Source organism: Anaerococcus hydrogenalis (assembly GCF_002871895.1).
Classification (GTDB): Bacteria; Bacillota; Clostridia; order Tissierellales; family Peptoniphilaceae; genus Anaerococcus; species Anaerococcus hydrogenalis.
Genome location: NZ_PNHP01000005.1, coordinates 58,823 through 84,016, shown reverse-complemented (window position 1 = coordinate 84,016; position 25,194 = coordinate 58,823). Strand labels below are relative to the sequence as shown.

General features: G+C 31.7%; 23 protein-coding genes and 1 pseudogene. 7 read left to right on the top strand and 17 right to left on the bottom strand.

Going from position 1 to position 25,194, the window contains the following annotated elements:
* Positions 1 to 4: 4 nt before the first annotated feature.
* From CJ192_RS07540 to galE, 4 genes are all read right to left on the bottom strand, one after another.
* Positions 5 to 1,351, bottom strand: coding sequence for an alanine/glycine:cation symporter family protein (locus tag CJ192_RS07540; protein ID WP_102198347.1), 1,347 nt, complete (start codon positions 1,349 to 1,351; stop codon positions 5 to 7).
* Between the two features lie 8 nt (positions 1,352 to 1,359).
* Complete coding sequence (locus tag CJ192_RS07535) at positions 1,360 to 2,079, bottom strand: glycerophosphodiester phosphodiesterase (RefSeq protein ID WP_102198346.1); 720 nt, start codon at positions 2,077 to 2,079, stop codon at positions 1,360 to 1,362.
* Positions 2,080 to 2,219: 140 nt separating this feature from the next.
* Positions 2,220 to 3,140 carry a sugar phosphate nucleotidyltransferase gene (locus CJ192_RS07530; RefSeq protein ID WP_102198345.1) on the bottom strand — a complete coding sequence of 307 codons (921 nt, stop codon included), beginning with the start codon at positions 3,138 to 3,140 and terminating at the stop codon, positions 2,220 to 2,222.
* Positions 3,140 to 4,162, bottom strand: a complete 1,023-nt coding sequence (gene galE / locus CJ192_RS07525) for a UDP-glucose 4-epimerase GalE (protein WP_102198344.1) — start codon at positions 4,160 to 4,162, stop codon at positions 3,140 to 3,142. The genes CJ192_RS07530 and galE overlap by 1 nt, the downstream gene beginning before the upstream one ends.
* A 103-nt stretch (positions 4,163 to 4,265) precedes the next feature.
* Here galE and CJ192_RS07520 point away from each other — a divergent pair, with 103 nt between their 5' ends.
* A complete protein-coding gene (locus tag CJ192_RS07520) occupies positions 4,266 to 5,918 on the top strand; it encodes an FAD-dependent oxidoreductase (RefSeq protein WP_102198343.1) in 1,653 nt (550 codons plus the stop codon).
* A gap of 217 nt (positions 5,919 to 6,135) precedes the next feature.
* Here CJ192_RS07520 and CJ192_RS07515 read toward each other — a convergent pair whose 3' ends face one another.
* From CJ192_RS07515 to glpX, 11 genes are all read right to left on the bottom strand, one after another.
* Complete coding sequence (locus CJ192_RS07515) at positions 6,136 to 7,506, bottom strand: hemolysin family protein (protein ID WP_102198342.1); 1,371 nt, start codon at positions 7,504 to 7,506, stop codon at positions 6,136 to 6,138.
* A 95-nt stretch (positions 7,507 to 7,601) separates the two neighbouring features.
* Positions 7,602 to 8,243 carry a V-type ATP synthase subunit D gene (locus tag CJ192_RS07510; RefSeq protein WP_102198341.1) on the bottom strand — a complete coding sequence of 214 codons (642 nt, stop codon included), beginning with the start codon at positions 8,241 to 8,243 and terminating at the stop codon, positions 7,602 to 7,604.
* 3 nt (positions 8,244 to 8,246) lie between these two features.
* Complete coding sequence (locus CJ192_RS07505) at positions 8,247 to 9,638, bottom strand: V-type ATP synthase subunit B (protein WP_004817544.1); 1,392 nt, start codon at positions 9,636 to 9,638, stop codon at positions 8,247 to 8,249.
* The gene (locus CJ192_RS07500; protein ID WP_004817616.1) at positions 9,638 to 11,404 is read right to left on the bottom strand and encodes a V-type ATP synthase subunit A; all 1,767 of its coding nucleotides are present in this window, start codon (positions 11,402 to 11,404) and stop codon (positions 9,638 to 9,640) included. Before CJ192_RS07500 ends, CJ192_RS07505 begins: the two co-directional genes overlap by 1 nt.
* A 13-nt stretch (positions 11,405 to 11,417) precedes the next feature.
* A complete protein-coding gene (locus CJ192_RS07495; protein ID WP_004815843.1) occupies positions 11,418 to 11,729 on the bottom strand; it encodes a V-type ATP synthase subunit F in 312 nt (103 codons plus the stop codon).
* Positions 11,722 to 12,717 (bottom strand): V-type ATP synthase subunit C, encoded by a 996-nt coding sequence (locus tag CJ192_RS07490; protein ID WP_004817569.1) that lies wholly within the window; start codon positions 12,715 to 12,717, stop codon positions 11,722 to 11,724. Before CJ192_RS07490 ends, CJ192_RS07495 begins: the two co-directional genes overlap by 8 nt.
* A gap of 10 nt (positions 12,718 to 12,727) precedes the next feature.
* Entirely contained in the window at positions 12,728 to 13,279 is a 552-nt protein-coding gene (locus CJ192_RS07485) for a V-type ATP synthase subunit E (RefSeq protein WP_004817512.1), read from the bottom strand.
* A gap of 9 nt (positions 13,280 to 13,288) precedes the next feature.
* The gene (locus CJ192_RS07480; protein WP_004817574.1) at positions 13,289 to 13,756 is read right to left on the bottom strand and encodes a V-type ATP synthase subunit K; all 468 of its coding nucleotides are present in this window, start codon (positions 13,754 to 13,756) and stop codon (positions 13,289 to 13,291) included.
* Positions 13,749 to 15,689, bottom strand: coding sequence for a V-type ATP synthase subunit I (locus CJ192_RS07475; RefSeq protein ID WP_004817524.1), 1,941 nt, complete (start codon positions 15,687 to 15,689; stop codon positions 13,749 to 13,751). The genes CJ192_RS07480 and CJ192_RS07475 overlap by 8 nt, the downstream gene beginning before the upstream one ends.
* Entirely contained in the window at positions 15,676 to 15,999 is a 324-nt protein-coding gene (locus tag CJ192_RS07470; RefSeq protein WP_004817634.1) for a V-type ATP synthase subunit H, read from the bottom strand. Before CJ192_RS07470 ends, CJ192_RS07475 begins: the two co-directional genes overlap by 14 nt.
* A 505-nt stretch (positions 16,000 to 16,504) precedes the next feature.
* A complete protein-coding gene (gene glpX, locus CJ192_RS07460) occupies positions 16,505 to 17,467 on the bottom strand; it encodes a class II fructose-bisphosphatase (RefSeq protein WP_004817507.1) in 963 nt (320 codons plus the stop codon).
* A 141-nt stretch (positions 17,468 to 17,608) separates the two neighbouring features.
* Between glpX and CJ192_RS07455 the strand changes: the two genes are divergently transcribed.
* The 6 genes from CJ192_RS07455 to CJ192_RS07430 all read left to right on the top strand — a co-directional run bounded on the left by CJ192_RS07455 (position 17,609) and on the right by CJ192_RS07430 (position 23,275).
* Entirely contained in the window at positions 17,609 to 18,823 is a 1,215-nt protein-coding gene (locus CJ192_RS07455) for a hypothetical protein (protein ID WP_004817638.1), read from the top strand.
* A 401-nt stretch (positions 18,824 to 19,224) separates the two neighbouring features.
* Positions 19,225 to 20,010, top strand: coding sequence for an ABC transporter permease (locus CJ192_RS07450; protein WP_004817593.1), 786 nt, complete (start codon positions 19,225 to 19,227; stop codon positions 20,008 to 20,010).
* Positions 19,988 to 20,674 carry an ABC transporter ATP-binding protein gene (locus CJ192_RS07445; RefSeq protein ID WP_102198340.1) on the top strand — a complete coding sequence of 229 codons (687 nt, stop codon included), beginning with the start codon at positions 19,988 to 19,990 and terminating at the stop codon, positions 20,672 to 20,674. The genes CJ192_RS07450 and CJ192_RS07445 overlap by 23 nt, the downstream gene beginning before the upstream one ends.
* On the top strand, positions 20,664 to 21,656 hold the full coding sequence (locus CJ192_RS07440) for an ABC transporter substrate-binding protein (protein WP_102198339.1): 993 nt from the start codon (positions 20,664 to 20,666) through the stop codon (positions 21,654 to 21,656). The genes CJ192_RS07445 and CJ192_RS07440 overlap by 11 nt, the downstream gene beginning before the upstream one ends.
* Before the next feature lie 126 nt (positions 21,657 to 21,782).
* The gene (locus tag CJ192_RS07435) at positions 21,783 to 22,289 is read left to right on the top strand and encodes a sigma-70 family RNA polymerase sigma factor (RefSeq protein WP_102198338.1); all 507 of its coding nucleotides are present in this window, start codon (positions 21,783 to 21,785) and stop codon (positions 22,287 to 22,289) included.
* Entirely contained in the window at positions 22,286 to 23,275 is a 990-nt protein-coding gene (locus CJ192_RS07430; protein ID WP_102198337.1) for a hypothetical protein, read from the top strand. The genes CJ192_RS07435 and CJ192_RS07430 overlap by 4 nt, the downstream gene beginning before the upstream one ends.
* Before the next feature lie 64 nt (positions 23,276 to 23,339).
* Here CJ192_RS07430 and CJ192_RS07425 read toward each other — a convergent pair whose 3' ends face one another.
* On the bottom strand, positions 23,340 to 24,026 hold the full coding sequence (locus tag CJ192_RS07425; RefSeq protein ID WP_102198336.1) for a ferric reductase-like transmembrane domain-containing protein: 687 nt from the start codon (positions 24,024 to 24,026) through the stop codon (positions 23,340 to 23,342).
* Between the two features lie 26 nt (positions 24,027 to 24,052).
* Positions 24,053 to 25,194, bottom strand: a pseudogene (locus tag CJ192_RS07420) (FMN-binding protein); the annotation flags it as partial.

Below are 25,194 nucleotides of genomic sequence, written 5' to 3'. Positions count from 1 at the left end.
ATTCCTACTTATTTTCAAAAAAATCTTTTGTTTGTTCTCTAACTTTTTTAACCAAGACTAAAAGGGCTAGTATATTTGGAATTATTACAAGTCCCATTGCTATATCTTGTATTGTCCAAACTAAGCTTATTTTCCCAAGACATCCTACTATGCAAAGGAAAGGATAAACATATTTAACTTTTTCTGTAAATTTTTCTCCATAAGCATAAGTAAAAGATTTGGCAGCATTAAACCATTGTCCCATCAAGGTTGTAAAGCAAAATATTAAAAGGGCAAACATAGCAAGGTATGAAAGTGGTTTATAAACTGTTCCTATAGCGTGAATTGCCATGCTTGATGCTTGAATACTTTCTCCATCAAGGGGTATTTGTGAAACTCCAATTGTTATAGCTGTTAGTGAACAAATTATTATTGTATCTAAAAATACTTCTGTAACTCCTGTGATTCCTTCTTCTACTGGATGATCTACAATTGCAGTTCCGTGAGCAAAAGGTGCTGTTCCTTCACCGGCTTCATTTGAATACATTCCTCTTGCTATACCATATTGCATAGACCTTGCTATAACTAAGCCACCAGCTCCACCAGCTGCTGCCTTAAATGAAAATGCTCCTTCAAAAATTGCCTTAAATACTAGGGGAACATTTTTTATATTTACAATAATTACTAAAAGACATAATACAAGATAAAGTATAGACATAATAGGTACTAGGCTTGTAGCAACTCTTGCCAATCTTTTTAAGCCACCTACTGCTATCATAAATAGTAAAATTGTTAAAATAATTCCTGTCAAAAGGCTATTAAAGTTAAAATTATCTGAAAGAATTGTCGCTATAGTATTTGATTGAACAAGGTTTGCCCCCATCATTTTTATAGTCATCAATACTGCTATAACTACACCTAGAGCTGGTGCCTTTAGCCCATCTCTTATGTAATACATAGGTCCTGATAAAATATTTCCATCTTCATCTTCACCCCTGTACAATTGTGATAGGATAATTTCCCCATATTTTAAGGCCATACCAAAAAAGGCAGCAAGCCACATCCAAAAAATCGCCCCATATCCACCGGCAACTATTGCTGTAGCAACTCCTACTACATTTCCTCCACCAATATTTCCAGCCAGAGTAACCATCATGGCTTGGAAGGTTGATAAGGATCCTTCTCTTTTTTCAACATTTCTTTCCTTAAAACTTTTTACCAAGGTATTGTGCATTATATATTTAAAATGCCTAACTTGTACAAAATTTGTAGCAATTGAATATATAATTCCCAAAGTTAAAAGCACAAATACCAGCCAATTTCCCCACAATATTTTATTAACCTTATCTAAAAATAATTCCAAATTTTCCATAATATCTCCTATTTATTTTTTAATAATTCACCAACTTCATCAGGAAAATCGCTTATGATTCCATCTAAATCCATACCTAGACAATCTTTCAAATTATAAGAAAGTTTTGATGAAAGCCAAGCATTTACCTCTATTCCTTCTTTGGAAAATTCTTCTAACAAATTTTCATCAATAGTATTTATTAGAGGGTGGAAACAAGAAATTGCATTTTCCTTTAAATATTTGATAGGATTTACTAAAACAGACTCCTCCAAAAAGGCATATTTCAAATTCTTATCGATTTCCTTCATCCTAAGAACAGATTCGTGGTTAAATGAAGAAATAATTACCTTATCAAATAAATCATATTCTTTTATCATTTGGTATAATTTCTCCTCAATTCCCTCGTATTGAATTACTCCATTTTTAATTTCAATATTTGTAATTAAATTTGTATCTTTTACAAAATCAAAATACTCCCTTAAAGTTGGAATTTCCTCATTTAAACCCTCATATCCCACAGCTGCATTTAGCTTTTTAAGATCTTTTAGGGAAAAATCTTTCACAAGTCCGTCCACTCCACAAGTTCTTAATAAATTTTCATCGTGGATAATTACAAGCTCTCCATCTTTTGACAAGTGAGCATCTAGCTCTATTCCGTCAGCTTTTGCCTCGTAAGCTTTTTTAAAGGCAAGCATGGTGTTTTCGGGGTATTTGGACTTAAATCCCCTGTGTGCAAAATTTAACATAAAACCTCCCTTATAAATAAAAGCCCAGAAAAATTTCCGGGCTTTTCTGTCGTATATTTATACATGAATTATAACAAGTTTTTATTATCTAGTCAATTTTTTTTACTAATATTTCTCTTTATAGGACTAAATTTTTAAATTTATTTTTCTTCCCATAAATTTGGTGAATATATTTCCTTTTCAAACATTTTTTTAAATTCTTCTTGGGCTGGTTTCAAATCTTCTTTGTAGGTGATTCCAATCCACTGATCATCAGTTGGAATTACCTTAACTCTTGCTTTTTTATCTTCCAATAATTCTTCTACCATATCAGCTAATATATATTCGGCCTTCATCAAATTATCCTTATTTTTTTCCAAATATTTTTCAAAATATCTTTCACTTATTTGAATAAAATTTGGGAAAGATGCCCATACATTCATTGAAACTAGAGATTCTAGGTTTAAAAAATCTGCTGGACGATTTTCTTCTGATTTAATTTTTCCACCCTTATTTTCGATAGCATGGGTTTCTTTTATGCTAATTAGCTCATGATTTTCATTTTCAAGGCAAACTCCCCTGTTTACAGATCCGTTATCTGATAGGGTATTTTTTAATTTGTAGCCTGCCATGGCAATTTGAATTTTATCTTGGTCTAGGTTGTGGGGATCATTTAAATATTTATACATTAATTCAAAGACTTCTCGTCCATAATAGTCATCAGCATTTATTATCAAAAATGGTTCATTTATAAATTCTTTGGCTGAAAGGATGGCTGGAACTGTCCCCCATGGTTTTTTTCTTTCTTTTGGGACTTGGTATCCCTTAGGAAGTTCATTTTTTTGGAAGGCATATTCCACATCTATTATATTTTCAATTCTTTTTCCAAGAATTTCCTTAAAATCTTTTTCAATTTCTTCTCTTATTATAAAAACCACCTTGTCAAAGCCAGCTTTTTTTGCATCATAGATTGAATAATCCATAATCGTGTGACCATACTCATCCATTTTGGCAAGTTGTTTAACACCTGCCCCATATCTTGAGCCGATTCCTGCTGCAAGAATTACTAAACTTGTTGTCATTATTCCCCCTCGTATCCATTTGGATTATTTTTTTGCCATCTCCAAGAATCCTCGCACATTTCATCAAGTCCATTCTCACAAACCCAGCCAAGAACTTCTTCTGCCTTTTTTGCAGAGGCAAAACATTTTGCTATATCTCCTTCACGCCTTTCTTCTATTTGGTAGGCAATTTTTTTGCCACTTGCCTTTTCAAAGGCCTTAATCATTTCAAGAACAGAATATCCAGATCCTGTTGCTAGATTAAAAATTTCAACCCCATCAAGTTTGTCTATTGCCTCAATAGCCTTTACATGGCCCTTGGCAAGGTCTACTACGTGAATATAATCCCTAACTCCTGTTCCATCTTCTGTGTCGTAATCATCTCCAAATACGTGAACATAATCATATTTTCCAACAGCAACCCCTGTTATATAAGGGATCAAATTGTTTGGAATACCTTTTGGATCTTCCCCAATAAGGCCAGATTTGTGGGCACCTATTGGATTAAAATACCTAAGAAGTATTATTTTCCATTCATGATCTGAAATATATAAGTCTGTCATGATTTGCTCCATCATGGACTTACTCCAACCATATGGGTTTGTGCAAGCTCCTTTTGGAAAATCTTCAGTTATTGGACAAGATTTTGGGTCTCCATAAACGGTTGCAGATGATGAAAATACAATATTTTTTACCCCTGTATCATTCATTGCTGAAAGAAGGCTCAAAGTTCCTGTAAGGTTGTTATGGTAGTATTCCAAAGGTTTTTTTACACTTTCTCCAACAGCTTTTAAGGCTGCACAGTGGATTACTAGGTCAATTTTTTCATCTTTTAAAACTTCCCTTAACTTATCCCCATCTAGCACATCTGCCTTATAAAATTTCAATTTTTTATTTGTAATTTTTTCAACCCTTTTCATTGATTCAAGGGATGAATTTGATAAATTATCATAAATTATAACATCAAAATCTTTTTCTAAAAGTTCAACAGCAATATGGGAGCCAATATATCCTGCCCCACCTGTTATCATTATATTTTTCATATTTTCTCCTAAATTATAAGTCTTTATCTTAAGTCTACTACTTTCATTATATATAAATTACAAATACTAATCAAGAATGGGTATTAGTATAGGGAGGTGAAATATGAAAATAATAATAATCGGAGGAGTTGCTGCAGGAGCAACTTGCGCAACTAATATAAGAAAAATTTCAGATGAAGATCAAATAATTTTATTAGAAAAAGGCAGGGACACATCTTTTAAAAATTGCGAAATTCCCTACTACCTTTCCTATATGGTAGAAGATAGGGAAGATTTAATAGCAAGAAAGCCTGATGAATTTAAGAAAAAAAATAATATAGACGCTAGAAATTTTTCAGAAGTTGTAAAAATAAACAGGGAAGAAAAATTTGTAGAAGTTAAGGATTTAAGGGAAAATAAAACCTACAAAGAATCCTACGACAAATTGATTATAGCCACAGGGGCATCTCCTTTTATACCTGATTCTATTAAGGGTTTGGATAAGGAAAGGGAAAATGTCTTTAAGGTTGAAAATGTAGTTGATGTTGAAAATATCAGAAAATATATCAAAGATCATAATGCAAAAAAAATTATAGTTAATGGGGCAGGTTTTATTGGAATTGAAAGTGCAGAAAATTTGAAGGAACTTGACCTTGATATCTCTCTTGTAGTAAGAACAAGAGTTTTGGGAAATATTGACGAAGAACTTGCAGGATTTGTTGAAGAAAATATTTCAAAACATATAAATTTAATAAAAAATGATGAAATAGTAAAAGTAGACGACCAAAAATTAATATTTAAAAGTGGAAAAGAAAAATCATACGATGTCTTGATAAATGCAATTGGGGTAAGGCCAAATTCAAAAATTGCAAAAGAATCAGGCCTTAAACTTACAAAATCTGGCGCAATAGAAACCGACAGAAACTTAAAAACAAATGACCCAGATATTTATGCCATTGGAGATGTAATTGAAGTATATAACCCACTTACAAAAACCAAGGCAAAATTAAACCTAGCCTGGCCAGCTCACAGGCAGGCGAAATTTGTGGCAAAACACATAAAGGGACTGGGACAAAAATCCCCATCATTTATAGGTTCTTTTGCCCTAAGATCATTTGATATGAACGTGGCTTCAACAGGTCTTAGCAAAAAGCAATTAGATATGGCAAAAATCCCCTACAAATCAACCCTAATCACCCACAATGATTCAGTAAATATTCTCCCATATTCAAAACCTATGAATATGAAAATTTCCTTTGATCCCTACACAGGAAAAATTTACGGTTTTCAAGCAGTAGGAGAGGGTGATATAGTAAAAAGAGTTGATATAGTGGCAGGATTAATTGGCATGGGAGCAGATATTTATGACCTGTATGATACAGAAATATCCTACCAACCAATTTATTCAACCCCAGAAGATGCCCTAAACACCCTTGCAAGCCAGGCTATAGATATTTTTGAAGGAAAAATCAAAAATATTGAAATTCCAAAACTTCAAGAGAAAAAAGATGAATTTATCATAGTTGATGTAAGAGAAAAAGAAGAATTTGAAAAATCTCACATAGAAAATGCCATAAATATACCAGTGGCAAAAATTAATCCTGATTATTTCAAAAACAAAAACAAATACCTAATCTATTGCCAAAGCGGCAGGAGGGCAAAAACTGTAGTAAATAATTTACAAAAAGAAGGCTTAGAAAATATTTACTACCTAGAAGGCTCAATGAATTATCTAGAAAAATACCAAAAAACTATGGGAGTTAATATTTTAGAATAAAGAAAAAACACTACTATGTATTAATTAGTAGTGTCAGAGCATGGACAAAGTACGAATGTAGATAATATTTTATTTTAAAATAAAAATCAAGATACGTACCATCTCGACTAAGCGAGTGAAACGAACGCATGGAGAGATCTCATGAGATTTCTCCACTCACTACATTCGGTCGAAATGGTCAAATTTTTAGTTTGTCAACAGTCTGACACACTATGTATTAATTAGTAGTGTTTTTTTCTTTATTTTTACTATTTTCATCCAAATTTTGATCGGACTGATTAACCTTTTTTATTCTTACAATTTTTATCCTAGTTTCTTCTATATAGAGGATTTTAAATTCGTAATCCTTATAGATTACAGTTTGGTCGCAATCATCATCTGGGATAAAGCCTAATTTATCGATTATAAAACCACCAACTGTATCGTATTGGTCGTTTTCTTCATCTATATCAAGACCTAAAATATCATTTAAGTCCTTAATGGAAGTTGAACCCTTTACTATATAAGATCCCTTTGTTGAAGTCCTAATATCTGGAAGGTCCTTGTCAAAAGTATCATCCATATCACCAACAATTTCTTCAACCAAGTCTTCCATGGTTACAAGTCCAGAAAATCCACCGTATTCATCAATCAAAATTGCCATATGGGTGTGGTCTTTTTGCATTTGGGAAAATAATTTGTCAGTTTCAATCTTCTCTGGCACGAAAAATGCAGGTTTTATTAATTTTCTAATATCAACACTAGCAATTCCAACATCTATTGCCTCTAGAAGATAGTCTTTGGTATAAATTATTCCTAAAATATTATCAACTTCTTCATCATAGACCGGGATTCTTGAATGTTTTAATTTTATAAATTCATCCAAATATTTCCTATCCCTATCCTTTATGTCAATCATAAATACTTCAGGCCTTGCTGTCATTATCTCCTCAGCCCATACATCATCAAATTCCATAATCGAATTTATCATTTTTGACTCCAAAGGCCTTAAAACCCCCTGGTCTTCTCCAACTTGGACAATTGATTTAATTTGCTCTGCTGTAACTTCTTTTTCAATAGCCTTAGACTCTATGCCAAAAATATTCATAATTAGGTTGGTTACCTTATTAATAATATTTACAAAAGGCTTGGTCAAAAACAAGATAAATTTTGCAAATCCAGCAGTTTTTTTAGAAATTGTATAAGGATTTCTAATGCCTATTCTTTGGGGGATCATATTTGCAAAAATTCTTTTAAAAACTACAAATAATACCACCATAAAAACCATAATCACAAGTTGCATAAAATCAGATTCCCTATTCAAAAATATTGCCAAAGAATCCTTTATATTTAACAAAAGATAGGTAATGGTAATTATAGACAAGACTGCATCTTGAAAATTTTGACTTTGCATAAGTCTTTGTTGGTCTTGGGATATTTTTAAAACATCCTTGGCCTTCTCATCTCCATTTTCAACCATATCCCTTAATTTTTGGTGATTTATGGAAGTTAAAGATGAAAAAATCATATTTATAAGGGCATTTAAAAAAATAAGTGCCAAAACTATCAAAAAAATTCTTAATTTCCAGTAGGGTCCTTCAGTATCCATTCATTTCTCCTTTTTAATTTATGTATTAAAAGGACGCTTTAAAAACGTCCTTTTTATCCTTATTACTAAACTATGAATTTTTTTCTTTTCAAGACCTAGGCTTCAGATATAATATCTTTTACCTTCATTAGTCTTGAGATAGTTGCCCTTTCGTTTTCTTCTAGCTTAGCTCTAATATATTTTATTGTCTCTTCCAAATCTGGAATTGTCCTATATTCTAGGGCGTTTACCCTTCTTCTTGTTCCTTCAATTTCATCTGCCATAAGTTGGGTTGATTTTTCAAGCTCTGCCAAGGATAGAAGTTTATCCATAACCTTGTTTAATCCTTTTATAGCAAGGTCCAAATCAGCTGATGTTTGGGCAAGACCATAAGGATACATAGAGGCATTTTCATTTCCACCCTTGTCAATTTTAAATTCCATTTGAGGAATTCTTACACTCATGACATTTTTTACCTTTATATCTACCCCAATTTTTTGTGTTGGAAAACTAACTGCTTCTTGTAAAAATTCTGGGCTCATAAAAGATGACGCCATCAAAAATCCTTTTGATGATTCTTTTAAATCAGCCTCAACTTCTTCACGAAGTCTTTTATTCTCTCTGATTTTTTCAAGAAATTGTCTCATTAGCTCATCTTGCTTATCTTTTAAAAGTTTATATCCTCTTTTTGATGTAGCAAGTCTTTTCTTTAGGGTATTTAAATTCATCCTGGTTGGAGTTACATTAAGCCTTGCCATAGCCTAAGACTCCTTTATGTTTTCGTCTTTATCCAAATATTTATCGATTAATTCGTCATCGATTCTCTTAAGTTCAGATTTTGGTATAATTTTTAATAATTCCCAACCAAGATTTAGGGTATCTTCTATAGTTCTATTTGTGTAGAAACCTTGATTTATATATTCTTCTTCAAATCTTTTTGCAAATTCTGCAAAGGCAAGGTCTGCTTTTGATAGGGCAGAATCTCCAAGGATTTTTTGAAGCTCTCTTGCATCAACTCCTGATGCGTATGCTGCATAAATTTGGTTCATGGTATCAGCATGGTCTTCTCTAGTTTTTCCCTCACCAATTCCCTTATCTTTAAGTCTTGATAGGGATGGAAGAATTGAAACTGGTGGTTGGACACCTTGGTTATACAATTCATTTGAAAGAATAATTTGTCCTTCTGTAATATATCCTGTCAAGTCTGGGATTGGGTGGGTTATATCATTTTCTGGCATGGTTAAAATAGGAATTTGGGTAATAGTACCTGGTTTTCCTTTTAATTTTCCAGCCCTTTCATATAAAGTAGCAAGGTCTGTATAAAGATATCCTGGATATCCACGACGACCTGGAACTTCTTTTCTAGCTGCTGAAACCTCACGAAGGGCCTCTGCGTAGTTTGTCATATCTGTCATTATTACCAAAACTTGCATGCCTTTTTCAAATGCCAAATATTCTGCTGCTGTAAGGGCCATTTTGGGTGTTGATAAACGTTCAATTGCAGGGTCATCTGCAAGGTTTATAAACATTACTGACCTATCCAAAGCTCCTGTTTTTTCAAAGTCTTGTCTGAAAAATTGAGCTTCTTCAAAAGTAATTCCTATAGCGGCAAAAACTACAGCAAAGTCTTCGCTATCATTTAAAACTTTTGCTTGTCTTGCAATTTGGGCTGCAAATTTGTTGTGTGGAAGTCCTGATCCTGAAAATATTGGAAGTTTTTGTCCACGAACAAGGGTATTTAAGCCATCAATTGTTGATACACCTGTTTGGATAAATTCTGACGGGTAATCACGGCTTACAGGATTTATTGCAATTCCGTTTACATCTCTTTTTTCATCAGGAATTATTGATGGGCCATCATCGATTGGTCTTCCAAGTCCGTCAAAAGTTCTTCCTATCATATCTTCGCTTACACCAAGCTCAAGTGGTCTTCCTAAAAATCTTACAGATGTTGATTTTAAGTTAATTCCAGAAGATCCTTCGAAAAGTTGAACTACAGCGTTGTTTTCATCAACTTCTATAACTCTTCCCCTTCTTCTTTCTCCTGTTTGAAGTTCTATATCTACAAGCTCTTCAAAGTTAACTCCACTAACATCTTCTACAAGCATTAGGGGTCCAACTACTTCTGATACGCTTTTATATTCTTTTAGCATTATTCATCCTCCCCCTTTGCTACAGCTTCTTTGCATTCTTTGTCGATTTGTTTTTTAACTTGGTCAAATTCTTCCAAGTTTTCATCTTTTATTAATTTTAATCTTGTAATTTTTTCTTTTACTTCAAGTTCTTCAAGTTCATCAAGATTTGCCCCATCAGATAAGGCTTCTAGACTTTTATCGTAGAAATAAAGAATTGTATCAAGCATTAAATCTTGTTTTTCCATTGGACAGAAGGCATCTGTTTCATGGAAGGCATTTTGTTGCAAGAAATCTTCTCTTAGTGACTTTGTTACATCAAGTTTTAACTTATCATCATCACTTAAGCCATCACGACCGATTAGTCTTACAATTTCTTGTAGGGATGATTCTTGTTGAAGAAGACTCATTGCTCTCATCCTATTTTTTGAGAATTTTTCATCAACGGTCTTATCTATATATGAATCCATCTTATCTTGGTAAAGTGAGTAAGAATTTAACCAGTTTATAGCTGGGAAGTGTCTTTGGTAAGATAGGTCATAATCAAGTCCCCAGAATACTTTTACTATACGTAGGGTTGATTGGGTAACAGGTTCTGATAAGTCTCCACCTGGAGGAGAAACTGCTCCTATAACTGAAAGTGATCCTTCTTTTTCCACTTGTCCATTTACTATAACTTTTCCACTTCTTTCGTAAAAATCTGCTATACGACTTGCAAGATATGCTGGGAATCCTTCGTCTCCTGGCATCTCTTCCAAACGTCCACTCATCTCACGAAGAGCTTCTGCCCATCTTGATGTAGAATCTGCCATTAGGGCAACTGAATATCCCATATCTCTGTAATATTCTGCCAAGGTGATTCCTGTATAAACACTGGCTTCTCTGGCTGCTACTGGCATGTTTGATGTGTTCGCTATAAGTACAGTTCTTTTCATGATAGATTCGCCAGTTTTTGGATCTATTAGCTCTGGAAATTCATCAAGTACATCTGTCATTTCGTTTCCACGTTCTCCACAACCTACATAAATTACAACATCAGCATCAGCATATTTTGCAATTTGGTGTTGGATAACTGTTTTTCCTGAACCAAATGGTCCTGGTATTGATGCAGCTCCTCCTTTTGCAACTGGGAAGAAAGTATCAATTACCCTTTGTCCTGTTATAAGTGGTGTGTCTGGGTCAAGTTTTCTATTAAATGGTCTTGGAGTTCTTACTGGCCATTTTTGAATCATATTTACTTCTTTATCGCCATTTTCTGTTTCAATTACAGCAACTGTTTGATCAACTGTAAATTCTCCATCCTTTATTTCTTTAACTTTTCCCTTTACTCCATTTGGAACCATGATTTTATGGTTAATTACTGAAGTTTCATCAACACTTCCTAGGATATCTCCAGGAATTACTTGGTCTCCTACTTCTTTTTCTGCTTTAAATTTCCATTTTTTTTCTCTATTTAGTGGTGGGGCTGTAACTCCTCTTTTTAGGAATTCTCCTGCCAATAATTCAAGTTTTTCTAGTGGTCTTTGGATCCCATCATACATTCTTTCAAGTAGTCCTGGTCCAAGTTCAACTGAAAGTGGGCTTCCTGTGGAAACTACTTCATCCCCAGGTCCTATTCCAGTTGTTTCTTCGTAAACTTGAATATTTGCAACATCCCCTCTCATCTCGATAATTTCTCCGATGAGCTTATCTTTTGAAACTTCGACCACATCATAGATATTAGCATCAGATAATCCCTTTGCTTCTACAAGTGGACCTGATACTTTTGTGATTTTACCTTTATTCAAATTTGGTCTCCTTTTAGTTCAAAATGTTAGCTCCAACAGCTTTTTCTACACTCTTGTTTATATCTGCCATTCCAAGTCCAAGATCTTCCTTGTTGGATGGTATAAGTATAATTGCTGGAGTCATTTCTTCTCTGTATTTGTCTATAGTATCTTGGATTTTAGCTGCAAAATCTTCTGTAATAAATATTATGCCAACATCTTCTTTGGCAAGTTTATTTACAAGTTTTTTAGCCATATCTCCATTAACTGCTGTATATACATCAACTCCCAAGGCTTTAAACATTAGGACTGAATCTTTATCTCCTATTACGGCTACCCTATACATATAGATCACGCAACCTTTCTTCCATAAATTCACGAGAAAGTGAATTTAGTTTGGCTGTTAGGATAATTCTAAGATTTTTAATTTCCATTTCACGACTTATAAGATATCCCATAATAACTTCTGGACCATAGCTTACTTTTTTACTTTCTTTGGCAAAGTCCATCAAGTGATTGTCTATTACTTTTTCAAGTTTTTGCATAGCTTTATTCAAATCATTTTCTTCCATAGATTTTTTTACCTGTGGGTAAATTTTTTCTTTGAAAAATAGGTTTGAATAGGAGTTTTTGTCGGCATTAAGTGAATCTCTAAAGAGATTTTTGTCGATATTTCCTCCATCTATTAGGGCTTTTTCTAATAAGTCCACACTTTGACCTTGACCTTTTATTCTCAAAAGTGTTTTTAAGTTTGTTAGGTCAATTCTTTCTTTGGTGAAATTTATCAAACTTTCATAGTCTAGATTTTCACTATCTTCTAGAAGTTTTTCATAAAAATCTTTGTCTAAGGATAAGTCTATATCCTGAGGATCCTTATTTTCTTTATATAGGTCTAGAGCTTTTTTGGCATAGGATAGGTACTTGTCATTATCAGTTAAATCTTCTTTTAGATTTCTTTTGATTTTTACAAGGTCAATTTTTCCTATATCTATATATATTGAGCTATAGTCATCATCTTGAATTAGCTCTTTTACTAGAGTTTTTAAATTATGAAAATTATATTTTTCTTCCAAATAATGAACCAAATTTTCATCAGGGCTTACTTTTATCATAGCCTTGTATGAATCTAAAAGCATTTGGGATAGGATTTTTTCATAATCTTCTGCTCTTTCTAGCTTTTGTATAAGCTCACCATACTTTGTATCATTTAATGATGATAAGGCCTCTTCTAGATTGTCTGTATCTATTATCCTTTTTAAATTTTCTGAAGTAAGGAGATTTTTTTCATATACTCTTGTTGTAATGGATGCTCGAATAAATTTTTCTCTATCCACCTAAATCACCTCACTTAAATATTTCATCTACTATAATTTTTTCTAAAGAATCTTTTTCGAAATTTACCAAGGACTTGTAGGTGTTATCATAAGAAATTTTTCCATCCCTTACTACAAAGCCACCTTCTACAAATTCATCTGATATTTTAAGGCCCTTAAAGTCTTCTCCTTTGAAGTGGTATTTCATATCTTTTTGTAGAAGAATTTCTCCTTTTTCAATTTTTGAATCTTTTAGTCTATTCAAAACAAAGGCTTTGTATGAGTTTGGACCTAATTTTTCTAATTTTTTTACTAATTTTTCCAAAACATCTTCTACAACTTGGTTTTTTGCTCCAATTTTTATATCTCTTGCCTGTCTGTCTGCAGTTACTTTTGAGTTTTCTTTTATTCTCTTTGCTTCTTTTTGGGCATTTTCTATAATTTTTGAAACTTCTTTTTGGGCTTTTTCTTCTGATTCTTTTATTATTTCTTCTTTTCTTTTTTGACCATTAGATAGGATGTGATCGGCTTCTTTTTGGCCATCATCTTTTATTCCATCTAATAATAAATCAAGATTGTTCATAATAAAGCCTTATATATTGTTTACTAGAAGTAGGGAAATTACAAATCCTAGGATTGCATATAACTCAACCATTACTGCGTAAACTATACCTTGTACGAAATTATCTTCGTTTTTAGCTAGAATATTCATACCTGATACTGCAACTTTTGCTTGGGCTACTGCTGAGAAATATCCTACTACTCCAATTGGAAGTGCTGCAAATATATAATAAAGTCCTTGTTGGAAGTTAAGGTCTCCACCCAATTTTCCTAAAATCATAAATCCAATTACAAATCCGTAAAGTCCTTGTGTACCTGGTAAAAGTTGTAGTACAAGTGCTTTACCAAATTTTTGAGGTTCTTCTACAGTTAAACCTGCAGCTGCTTCTCCTGTCATTCCTGTTCCTTTTGCAGATCCCATACCTGATAAGAATACTGCTATAGCAACAGCTACTGCTCCCATTATGTTTCCACCGTTTTGAACTAAAAAATCAACCATTGTATCCTCCTGTGATTATATTTATAAATTTACTGTTTTCTATCATCTGTCTAAATTTCTTGCCGCCACCTTCATAAAACTTGTTAAACATTTCTACATAAACAAGTCTTAAAGAGTGAACATATGCTGATAGGGTTGATAGGAATAGGTTAAATAATTGGAAAATTACAAAAACTATAACAGCTCCTATCTTTCCTAAAATCCCTGCAGGCCATAGCATTCCTACAATCAAGTTTACTGAATAAGCTACAAATCCTCCTGAAAGAACAAGGGCCATAAGTCTTAAAAATGATACGAAATCTCCAATCCAAGAACTCATACCATATAGAGAATATAATCCTCCAGCAGCCTTTCCTCCAATTGATTTATTTTCACGTCCTCCAGTAAGGACTATGCCTACCATACCTATTATCATTATTATCTTGGCAATATTTTTACCTGAACCATCAAGTAAGTAAAGGGCTATTGCTCCTCCTACTGCCATATACCATAGCATAACATCAAACAAGGCTCCTAGTGGATTTCCATCTCGAATTTCCATGTATCCTTTTACGCCAAGGGCTGTAAAAAGTGAAATTCCACCAATAATTAATGAAATTACCATTAGGGTGTTGAAATCTTTTTGTGTATCAATTAGTCCTGGAAGAGGAATAATTCCTCCAAAAAATGAACCAAATATTAATCCAAATACACAGCCTGAAAGTCCTACCCTTGTAAAAAGTCTTGCCATTTTGTCAGTTGACTCTGGTAAATCTTTATATTTTCTAAGTAAAATTGTTCCAATAAAAAGTATTAATCCATAACCCAAATCTCCAAGCATAAAACCTGTAAATATTGTATAAAAAATTGAAACCAATAAGGTTGGGTCAACTTCGTTATATTTTGGTAGAGAATAAGTTTCTACTACTGATTCATAAGGTTCAATAAGCTTGTTATTATCAAGGATTATTGGAACATCTGGGTCATCTTTGTCTGCTTCTTTTAAATCAAGTACAAAATCATCTCCCAAAACTTCCTTCAAATCACTATTAAATTTATCCTTTAATTTGTGAGGAATGTAGCCTTCAACAAGGTCTAATCTTTTTGTTTTTAGGAAATATTCGCTACTTGCTTCTTTTCTTCTTAAATTATCTAAATAAGCTTGGTAAAGGTAAAAATCTGGTAAGAATTTTTTGTTCTCTTTGATTTTTGCCTCGCTTTCTTTTAGATTTTTTTCTTGTTTTTCAATCTCTTCTAAATTTAAAGCTATTTTTTCACTAACTTTCTTATGGGTCTTGATATTGGCTTTTGAAAAACCATGGTCTCTTAGAAATTCTCTAAATTCATCCTTTTCTTCAAGACTTGATATGGCAATTACATAATTTAGGCTTTCCTTTTTATTAAGATCTATAACCATAGCTGTTTTGAAGTCTTTTTTTACAAAATCTGTATCAAAATCCTTATAAAATTGGTCGGCTATTGATCCTACTTCTACGAAAAATCTGTGAGAGTCTTCTATAGATTTAATATCCACATCAAGGTCTTTAAACACTTCCAACTCTTCATTTGAAGCCTTTAAAGATTTGATTCTTTCCTGACTTTTTTCTCTCAAATCCAATTGTTCTTTTAGGAGAGGATATATTTCGTCAAACCTAAAATTATTACCTTCTTGGTATAAAAGATCAAGGCTCATATCCTTTTTTTCTATAGAATTTTTCTCATCATCATCTAGAAATTTTTCTATAGAATTAATGGCATATTCTAGTTTTGATCTTTTTTCATCAATTCTTGTAAGCCTGTCTTGGTTTTTTACCTTTCTTAGGTAATCTTCCCCATCATCGACCTTTAAATCGTTAAAATGAACATAGTTAAACTTTTGTAAAATATCTAGAAGGCTTGTTCTATTATTTTCAAAAGAGAAAAGATTAAACTTATCCATTTTAACTATCGCCATTATTTACAATCCTTTCTGTTAAAGAAGTTAAAAGTGAATCAATTTTTCCCTCATCTTGCTTTAAAATATCTTGGCTTTCATCTTTTGCCTTTTGGATAAGGGGCATTTTTTCATCTTCTGCTTCTTTTTTTGCCTTGTCAATTAAATTTTGACCATCTTTTTTTGCCTTTTCTATTTTTTCTTTGTAGGCCTTTGAAGCTTCAGCTTTAGCTGATTCAATCATTTCTTTGGCACTTTTTTTGGCATCGTCTACAAGTTTGTCAGCAGCAATTTCTGCATCCTTAACTTGGTTAATTACATCACTTGCCATCCTTCACCTCCTACTATATACAGTATAATTATAACATATTGACCATATAAATATATTCTACCCAATTTCTTCAATATTTATAGAAAATTTAAAAAACTTACTTATCTTTATCACAATCATTTTTAATAAAAATATTTAAATTTTCTCTTTTATTATATTTTGAAATCTTATTATTTTTATGTAAGCATTGACAAAAAATTCTCTAATTTTGTATAATATGAGTGATAATTATTATCATTATCAGAAAGGAATTTTTATGCAAGCTTTCAACAATTCAAATAATTTAAAAAATAGTAAAAAATTTTTTTACCTATTTTTACTTACATATTTAATGGTAAGCCTTATCCATCTTTTGATTAGAAATTTTTTCTTATCAAATATTTCATGTATTTTTTTAGGGATTATTAGCTTATTTTTTTTAAGTAAGGCTAAGTTAATCCCAAAAAAATCTCAATTTATTTTAAAAGCTATCCTTATTATTTTTATTTTTATAGCTTTTTTGTCCTTATTTTTGGTCTAATTTTTGGTCAAGTTTGTGGACAGAATCTATAAATCTTATTGTTCCTGAAGGAAGTCTTAATAAAAGGGATTGGGTTTTGGCCATATTATTTTTCATATAGGATACTCCTTTTAAAAAGCTACTGTCTGTGATTCCTGTTGCTGCAAATAATACGTCATCTCCTTTTACCAAATCATCTATGGTGTAAACTTTGTCAAAATCCACTCCCATTTTTAGGCATCTTTTTACTTGCTTTGAATCTGATGGGGCAAATACCCCTTGGAAGTCTCCTCCTAAACATTTTAAGGCTGCGGCAGCTATTACTCCTTCTGGGGCCCCACCTATTCCCATTATTAAATCAATTTTTCCATCGGATAATTCTGTGGCTATGGCTGTTAAGACATCTCCATCTTCAACCATAGAAATTCTTGCCCCAGCATCTCTTATTTCTTCTATTAATTTTTCATGTCTTGGCCTGTTCAAAACTGAAACTGTTATATCTGATACTTTTTTATTTAGGGCCTTGGCTACATTTTCTATATTTTCTTTGGTTGATTTATTTATATCTATTACGCCTTTTGCCCTGCTACCTGTGGCAATTTTGTTCATATAAACATCTGGTGCATTTAATAAACATCCTTCTGGTGCAACGGCAATTACTGAAATCGAATTTATTGTTCCATTTGCAAGGGATGCTGTTCCATCTATGGGATCAACAGCTATATCTACCAAGTCATCTTGGTCCATACGACCAATTTCTTCTCCAATGTATAACATAGGAGCCTCGTCAATTTCACCTTCTCCAATTACAACCCTTCCATTTATGCCCAAATAATTGAACATGGCCCTCATTTGGTCTACTGCAATATTGTCAGAATCGTTTTTCTTTCCTTTTCCCAAATATTTCCCACTTGCAAGGGCTGCAGCTTCCGTTACCCTACATAAGTTGATACCTAAATCTCTATTCATTTTTTCTCCTTTTAATAAAATAGTAAAACCATTTCCTATGATTTATAATACCAAGAAGTTGATTTTTTTTAAAGACTTTTTTTATTTAATTTTTAAAGATTTATGATATAATCAATAGGTAAAATAATTTTTGGAGTTAATATGAAAAAGTTTTTGATTTTTTTATTTATTTTAATTTTTTCATCTTGTACTAAGAATGAAGGAAAAATAAATAGCAATAATACCAGTATAAAAGATAATAAAATTTCAAGTTCTTCTAATGAAAATAAAAAGGAAAAAAGATTAGTTTACAAGCACGATAATATGGAAGGTTTTGTAAGGGATGATTCTATTGTTATTGATAGGATGCTTGGTGATTATCCTAATGATGTTTCAAGTGATCCCAAAGATCCTTATACAAAAGATGAATTAGAAAATCTTGATTATGATAAAAATATTTCTCTTTCTGCCTTTAATATAAGGATACCAAAGAGATGTATGGTTTTTTCAAAAGACGAGGGATATGTAATAGATTTTCCAAAAAATGACCAATATGATATTGAAATCAATGTTAAAAAATTATTTGAAGATGGGGAAAAATCTGAAGCTGAAATTAAGGATGAGCTTTATACTATAGCTGACAAAGAAACTTACAATTCTTCAATTAAAAATGCAAATGTGGTTCAAAAACCTATTCTTCTTGAAAGTGACTATAAGAAAATCTCCTATTCTATAATTGAGGATAGTAAATTTTCCTACACAAATATTTTTATGGCAACACCTACAAATATTTTAGAATTTCAAATTGTTGAAGATAAGGAAAAATCATCATCATCTCCTTACATAATGACAGATTTATTATCAACAACCTATCCTGAAAGTGAGGATGTGGATATGGTGGCAAAATCTTTTAAAAATTTTGAGAAAAATATAGACCTTTATGCCACAGAAAAAGTTGATATGGGAGAATTTTCTCTTAACCTACCTGCTAATATGAAAAATGTACAAGATAGCGAATCCCTTACACTTTATGAAAGCCAAGTTTCTGGAAAAACCGTAAACCAAGTTTTAATTTCAAAAATAAAAAAAGACAAGGACCTTGATTTAGCTAAGTCCTTTGCTCTAAGCCAAGGAAGTAAAATCCCACCAGCCTTTATAAGTCCAATGGGAGAGGTCAAAGAAGAGATGGTCCATGATAAGTTGTTTATGAAATCAAAAGTTAGAATTTATACAGAGCAATTTACAAAAGAAGGCGAGAAGATAGCCTTTGAAACTGAAAATTATTATGTAAATATAATCCTTACAGGGCCTTTAAAAAATACAAATAAGACCAGACTTTTAAATGATAATATTATAAATTCTTTAAAGTTTGAATAATCGAAGCAAAAGACAGGTTAATCCCTGTCTTTTTTAGTGTTTACAAATGAAGATTTAATGCTGATATTTGAGGCAAAAATACTTCTAGAAATGACCTTAATCCTATATAAATTTAATAAAAGAGATCTCTCCACAAGGTCGAGATGGGTGATTGCTAAATTAACTTTAATTACTAAAGTTTATGTTTTTATATTTAAAAATTATTTTTTCCTTTAGCCATTAAAAAAATTTATCATTAACCCATCTCGAGCTCAGTCGAGAGATCTCTTTATTTACTTTGCTATTATAAGAAATTTCTTCCTTGATATAAACTCTAGCTTAAAGAATTTGGAAATAAGAATTTTATTTTGCAAATAATTGATAAACCTTCTCATTTTCTGATAGAATGTTAGGGGGTTTTTATGAAAAAATTTAGCTTTACTTACAAATTGTGGAAAAATTTTCTAGTTTTTTTCGCAATTCTTATTATTTGGCAAATCATTTATAAAATGGGGATTTTTTCACCAATTTACCTGCCTGGGCCTTACAAAGTTTTTCAAACTTTCCTTGCTATGGTTTATGATGGGTCGATTTTTGAAAATATCTTAGCTTCACTTTATAGGGTTTTGGTGGGATATTTTTTGGCTTTTATCCTTTCTTTTATTTTAGCTTTGATATTTTATTTAAAAGCTGATATTTTCCCATATTTTTCAAATATTTTAGATTTTTTAAAAAATATTCCTCCCCTAGGTCTGGTTCCTCTTTTGATTTTGTGGGTTGGGATTGGTGAATTTAGCAAGATTTCCATAGTTTTTATGGCATCTTTTTTCCCGATTTTTTTGAATATTCAAAAAGGTTTTATGGAGGCTGATAAGGATATGGTAGAAATGGGCAGGGCCTTTTCTTATAATGATAGGGAAATTTTTACAAAAATCGTACTTCCTTCAAGCTTAAAGGATATTTTTGTGGGAGCAAGGATTGGTCTTGGCTATGCCTACAGGTCCATTATTGCTGCAGAAATGCTTGCTGCATCCAAGGGCTTAGGATATTTGATTAATTTTTCAAGGCTTATGTCAAGGACTGACAAGGTTATAGTGGGAATTTTGGTAATTGGCTTTATAGGCATGGTATCTGATAAGATTTTTGTTAAATTTGCAAGCTTATTTTTGAAAGGAGATTTGAAAAATGACTGGTATAAATCTATCTAATCTTTCAAAAATCTATGAAATTGACGATAAAAAAATCAAGGCCCTGGATAATTTAAGCCTAAATCTTGATATTAAGAAAAGAAATGTCTTGATTGGCCCTTCAGGCTGTGGAAAGTCTACACTACTTAGGATAATTGGGGGGCTTTTGGAAATTGACCAAGGGGAAATTTTAAAAAATAAGGTTAAAACTTCCTTTGTTTTCCAAAATCCAAGACTTTTAGCTTGGAAAAATATAGAAGAAAATATAAAATTTTCAAACGATGACCCAAAACTTTGCCAAAAATGGATAAAAATAATGGGCCTTGAGGGATTTGAAAAAGCCTATCCTTCCCAACTTTCTGGAGGAATGAAGGCAAGAGTTTCCCTTGCCCGAGCCCTAATTTTTCCAAATGATTTTATGCTTTTAGACGAACCCTTTGCATCTTTGGATGAAATTACAAAGGAAAAATTAGAAGTAGAGTTAATTAATTATATGAAAATCAAAAAATCCGGTTTTTTATTTGTAAGTCATGACCTAGAAGAAGCCCTCAATGTGGGCCAAAGACTTATAATTATGAAAAAAGGAAAAATTGTTTCTGATTTTGACCTTGAAGATAAGAAATTCTCCAAGGAAATTTTGAGAAATAAATTTAAAAAAATAATAGGAGAAGAAAATGAAAAATAAATTATTAAAAATTTTATCACTTTTTGCCCTAGTTTTTGCAATTACTGCTTGCTCAAACAAGGATAATAAAGAAAATAATTCAAATGAAAATATTTCAAATCAAACATCACAAAGTAATGAAAAATTATCAATCGACGAATTAAACATAACATACGTAACAGCACCCTTAAATGTTCCATCAATAATTGAAAAAAATAAGGAAATTTTCAAAAAACACCTACCAGGCGTAAAAATCAATTACAAGGAAATCACAAGTGGAGCTGACCAAACAGCAGCCCTTGCAAGTGGGGATGTTGATGTTTTATATGCTTTGGGAGGATCTTCTGCAATTCTTGCCAAGGCAAACGGCCAAGATATAAAAGTTTTAAATATGTATTCAAGAGCTCCAAAGGCCTTTTCACTTTTTTCTAAAGATGATTCTATAAAAAGTCCTAAAGATTTAAAGGGCAAAAAAATTGGAGGCCCTGCAGGAACCAACCTCCACCAAGAACTTTTGGCATACTTAGAAAAAGATAAAATGAGCGAAAAGGACGTAGAATTTTCAAACATGTCAATTCCAGATGCCGCAGCTGCCATAGATTCAGGAAATTTGGACGTGGCACTTTTGGGAGGACCTGCAGCTTATAAGGCAAAAGAAAGTGGACTACATGAAGTTACAAACGGCGAAAACTTAATCGATGCCATAATTTGTGTAGCAAGCTCAGAAAAATTTGCCAAAGACCACCCAGATGTTATAAAGGCCCTAAATGATGCCCAAGCTGAAATTTCTAAATTTATGGAAGATGACAAAGACCAAACAAAAGAAATAGTAAAAAAAGAACTAGACCTTGACGATAAGGCCTATGATTATATGTTCCCAATGTATGATTTTTCAACAAAAATCACAGACAAAGATAAAGAGGGATTCGAAAGAACTAAGAAATTTATGTTAGATAATAAAATGATAGAAAAAGATTTTGATATTAATCTTTTGTTTGAATAAAATTTTAAGACATACAAACCATCTCGATAAAATCGAGGTGGTTTTTTGTAATAATTTAAAGATATAATTTAAAGTAAGGATAGATTTGCTCAAGCTTATACGAATATATAGGCAAAGGAGGAAATAATGGATGATAAAATTTTAATAAACGGAATTAAAAACAAAGATGAAAAATATTTAATTGAATTCATTAACCTTTATGGACCTATATTAAAGGGAGTTATTGTAAAAACCATAGGAAATAGGAGAAATATTTTAGATGAAATTTTAAATGATGCTCTCCTTGGAATTTGGGATAATATAAATTCTTATGATCCTACTAGGTCATCTTTTAAAAATTGGTGTGCAGGAGTTGCCAAATACAAGGCAATTGACGCAATTAGAAAAGAAGCAAAACACGACTGTCTTGACCTTGATGATATTTCAGGTTTTATTTATGATAAAAATTTGGAAAATTATGATGAAAGTGAAAAAATTCTTAAAATGTTGTCAAAAAAAGACAGGGAGATTTTCAAAAAATTATTTATAGAAGGATATTCCTACGATGATTTAGAAAAAATTACAAAAATCCCAAAAGACAGACTCTACAACAAAGTTAGCCGTGCCAAAAAAACTTTAAGGAGCAAATTATGAAAAATATCTATGACAAAATAAATGATATGGATTTTGAAATTGAAAAAATCGATTTAAACGATTTTGAAAAAGAAAAATTAATAAAAACTGCAAAATCCTACAAAAAAAATAAAAAATCAAAAAAATTTTTGCCAATAGCAGCTGCATTAATCCTAGTAGCTGGACTTAATATTCCAGTTGTAAAAGCCGAAGTTTCAAAATTTACAACAGACATAAAAGTAACTATGATGGAGGCCTTTGGTGCAAGTCCTGATTCCTACAAATATATGGCAGAAATTAATAAACCAGTAACAGTTGGAGAAGATTCATTTGTAATCGGAAATATAGCCTTTGAAGATAATAAAATTTTTATAAATACCTTAAGAAATGGAGAAAATTTAGAGGAAACTTCAAAAAACAATTCATATTTGTATAAGGTGGTAGTTGATGGAAAAACTTATAAAGCTATGGGCTCATCAGGAGGCGAAGGCTTATTAGAAGATAAAAAAACATCCTCAGAAAATCTTATGATAAATTTTGATAAATCTTTTCCAAAAAAAGATAAGGCGAAGGTAGATTTATATTTCGCAGACAAAAATAAAAGCCAAATAATTTCAATAGAATCTCCAATGAATACAATAAATAAAGACAACAAAATTTTCGCTGAAAATTTAAAAATAAAAGGAACAAACGCTACGATTTCATTAATGAAAATAAATCCAATGACCCTTACAGCAACAATAAAAAATCTCGATAAAGCCTATGTTTATGAACTAAAAGGAGTTGACGAAAAAGGAAATAAAATTTCTTTAGATGAAAGAGTTGCAGATGAAAATTCAACAACTTTTATCTACAACAAAGATTACTCAGACCTAAGCCTAGATGAAATAAAAGACGGAAGAAAAATTAATTTTACCCTAAGCCGTTCAAAAATAAATGAAAATTCCGGCAAAGAAAGTGATGGAAACTTTGAAAAAATTACAGAATTTTCATTAAGCGCCAAGTAAAATTTAATTTCAAATAAAAAAATTCCTCAAAATGAAAATAATTCATTAAGAGGAATTTTTTATTTTATTTGGCTGATGCCCTTTGAATTTTCATATTTCTTTTTCTCAATCTTAATAATATATAAGATGCATATATGATAGTATATAAAACTATCCCTAATATATTATCCTTCACATTAGCAGAATATAGTACCATAACGTGAATATATATGCCTATAAAAAATGGGTAGGCCATTTTTTGTAAATTTTTCCAACTTTTAGCCTTCATTTTACGACGTACTGTCTTAAAAGAAGTTACAAAAAGAGGAATTAGCATCAACAATAAAAATATTGTTATTATTGATGCAATTAATTGTCTTGTAGGCATAGAACTAGGATTTGTAAATAGGATTGGGAAATAGTGTAAGCCAAATATTATATTGTGGCTGAAAACCAATATACTTGCTATTATAGATATTTCCCCACGAATGGCCATCAATTTTTTTGAAAAATCATTGTGCTTTGTAACAGTTCCTAAAAACATTACTATCATAAAAGTCGCTGTAGCAAATATCCCCCTTGAAAATATCTTCATGAAATATTCATTAAACCAAGCTGGGAAATTTCTATCAAAACCCATATTATAATAATAAACTACAAAACATGTCCAAACATACACACCTACATAAAATATTACAGGTCGTTTTTTGATAAATTTGGCAGTTAATCCGTAAAAAATTATAGTAAATAGTATTCCAGTAATTAAATTCATACCTTTCTCCTTTCTATATATTAAAACTATTGAACTTTTTTATCAGAGTCATTTTCATCTTCCATTACAGGAGACTCTTTTTTAATTTCCAAAGGAGGCAAGTGAGAATTTTCTGGATTTTGAGTATTTCCAAGATTAGATTCCTTTTCAGATTCTTCTAACTCTTTATTATTAGACTTATCGTTTGATTCATTCTCCTTAGTGTCTTTTTTATTATCTACAGGTTGACTATTAGAATTTTTTTCTTTTGTTTTTTTAATAGAATTTTCCTTAATTTCTTCCTTTTTCTTTTTAGTTTTTTGATTCAAAGATCTAACTTCTTTGTTTTCTTTTTTAACAGCCTTTTTTACTATAACCATCACATAGGCTTCTCCTACTTCTTTTGAATATTTTGATTTAAATTGTAGGTAGACTCTTTGTGGCCTGTCGCTTACCTTGCTATAGTCTGGCTCTTTTTTAAAGCTTACTTCTACTGAGCCATCTTTTGGTATATTTGAGAATTTTGCTTTGTAATCTTCTAGGCTTGGGGCTTTGCCTTCTACTATTATTGGCTGTCTATTTGAGCTTATCGGTGTGAATTTTTCACCTTGATCTATATCTTCATCATCAGATATGCCATCTCTGTCTTTATCTCTGTACAACCAATATTCAACTGTTCTTACTAAAATCTTATCTCCTTTTTCTGCCTTGAATTTTAGTTTGATTGTTTTAAAACCACTTCCATCTGCTGGCCATCCCTCATCACTTCTTTCTGGAGTTCCTGTTATGGTTTTTCCGTCGAATTTCAAACCTTTTGGCAAACCTTCTATTTCTGGAAGTATATTTGCACCATCTAAAAGACTTGTTACTGTGGCTGGTCTTATTGACTGACCCTCTACCCATTTTTGTCCGTTTGATTCCATAAGGCTTGTATCGATTACTTTTTGGTCTACTTCTATTTCTTCTTTTGTTTGTGGTTTTTCATTTTTAGCGGCTTTTTTCACCACTACCATAACGTATGCTTCTCCTACTTCTTTTGTATTTTTCGCTTTGAATTGTAGGTAGACTCTTTGTGGTCTTTCGCTTACTTTTTCGTAATCTGGTTGTTTTTTAAAGCTTACTTCTACTGATCCATCTTTTGGTATATTTGAGAATTTTGCCTTGTAATCTTCTAGGCTTGGTGCTTTAC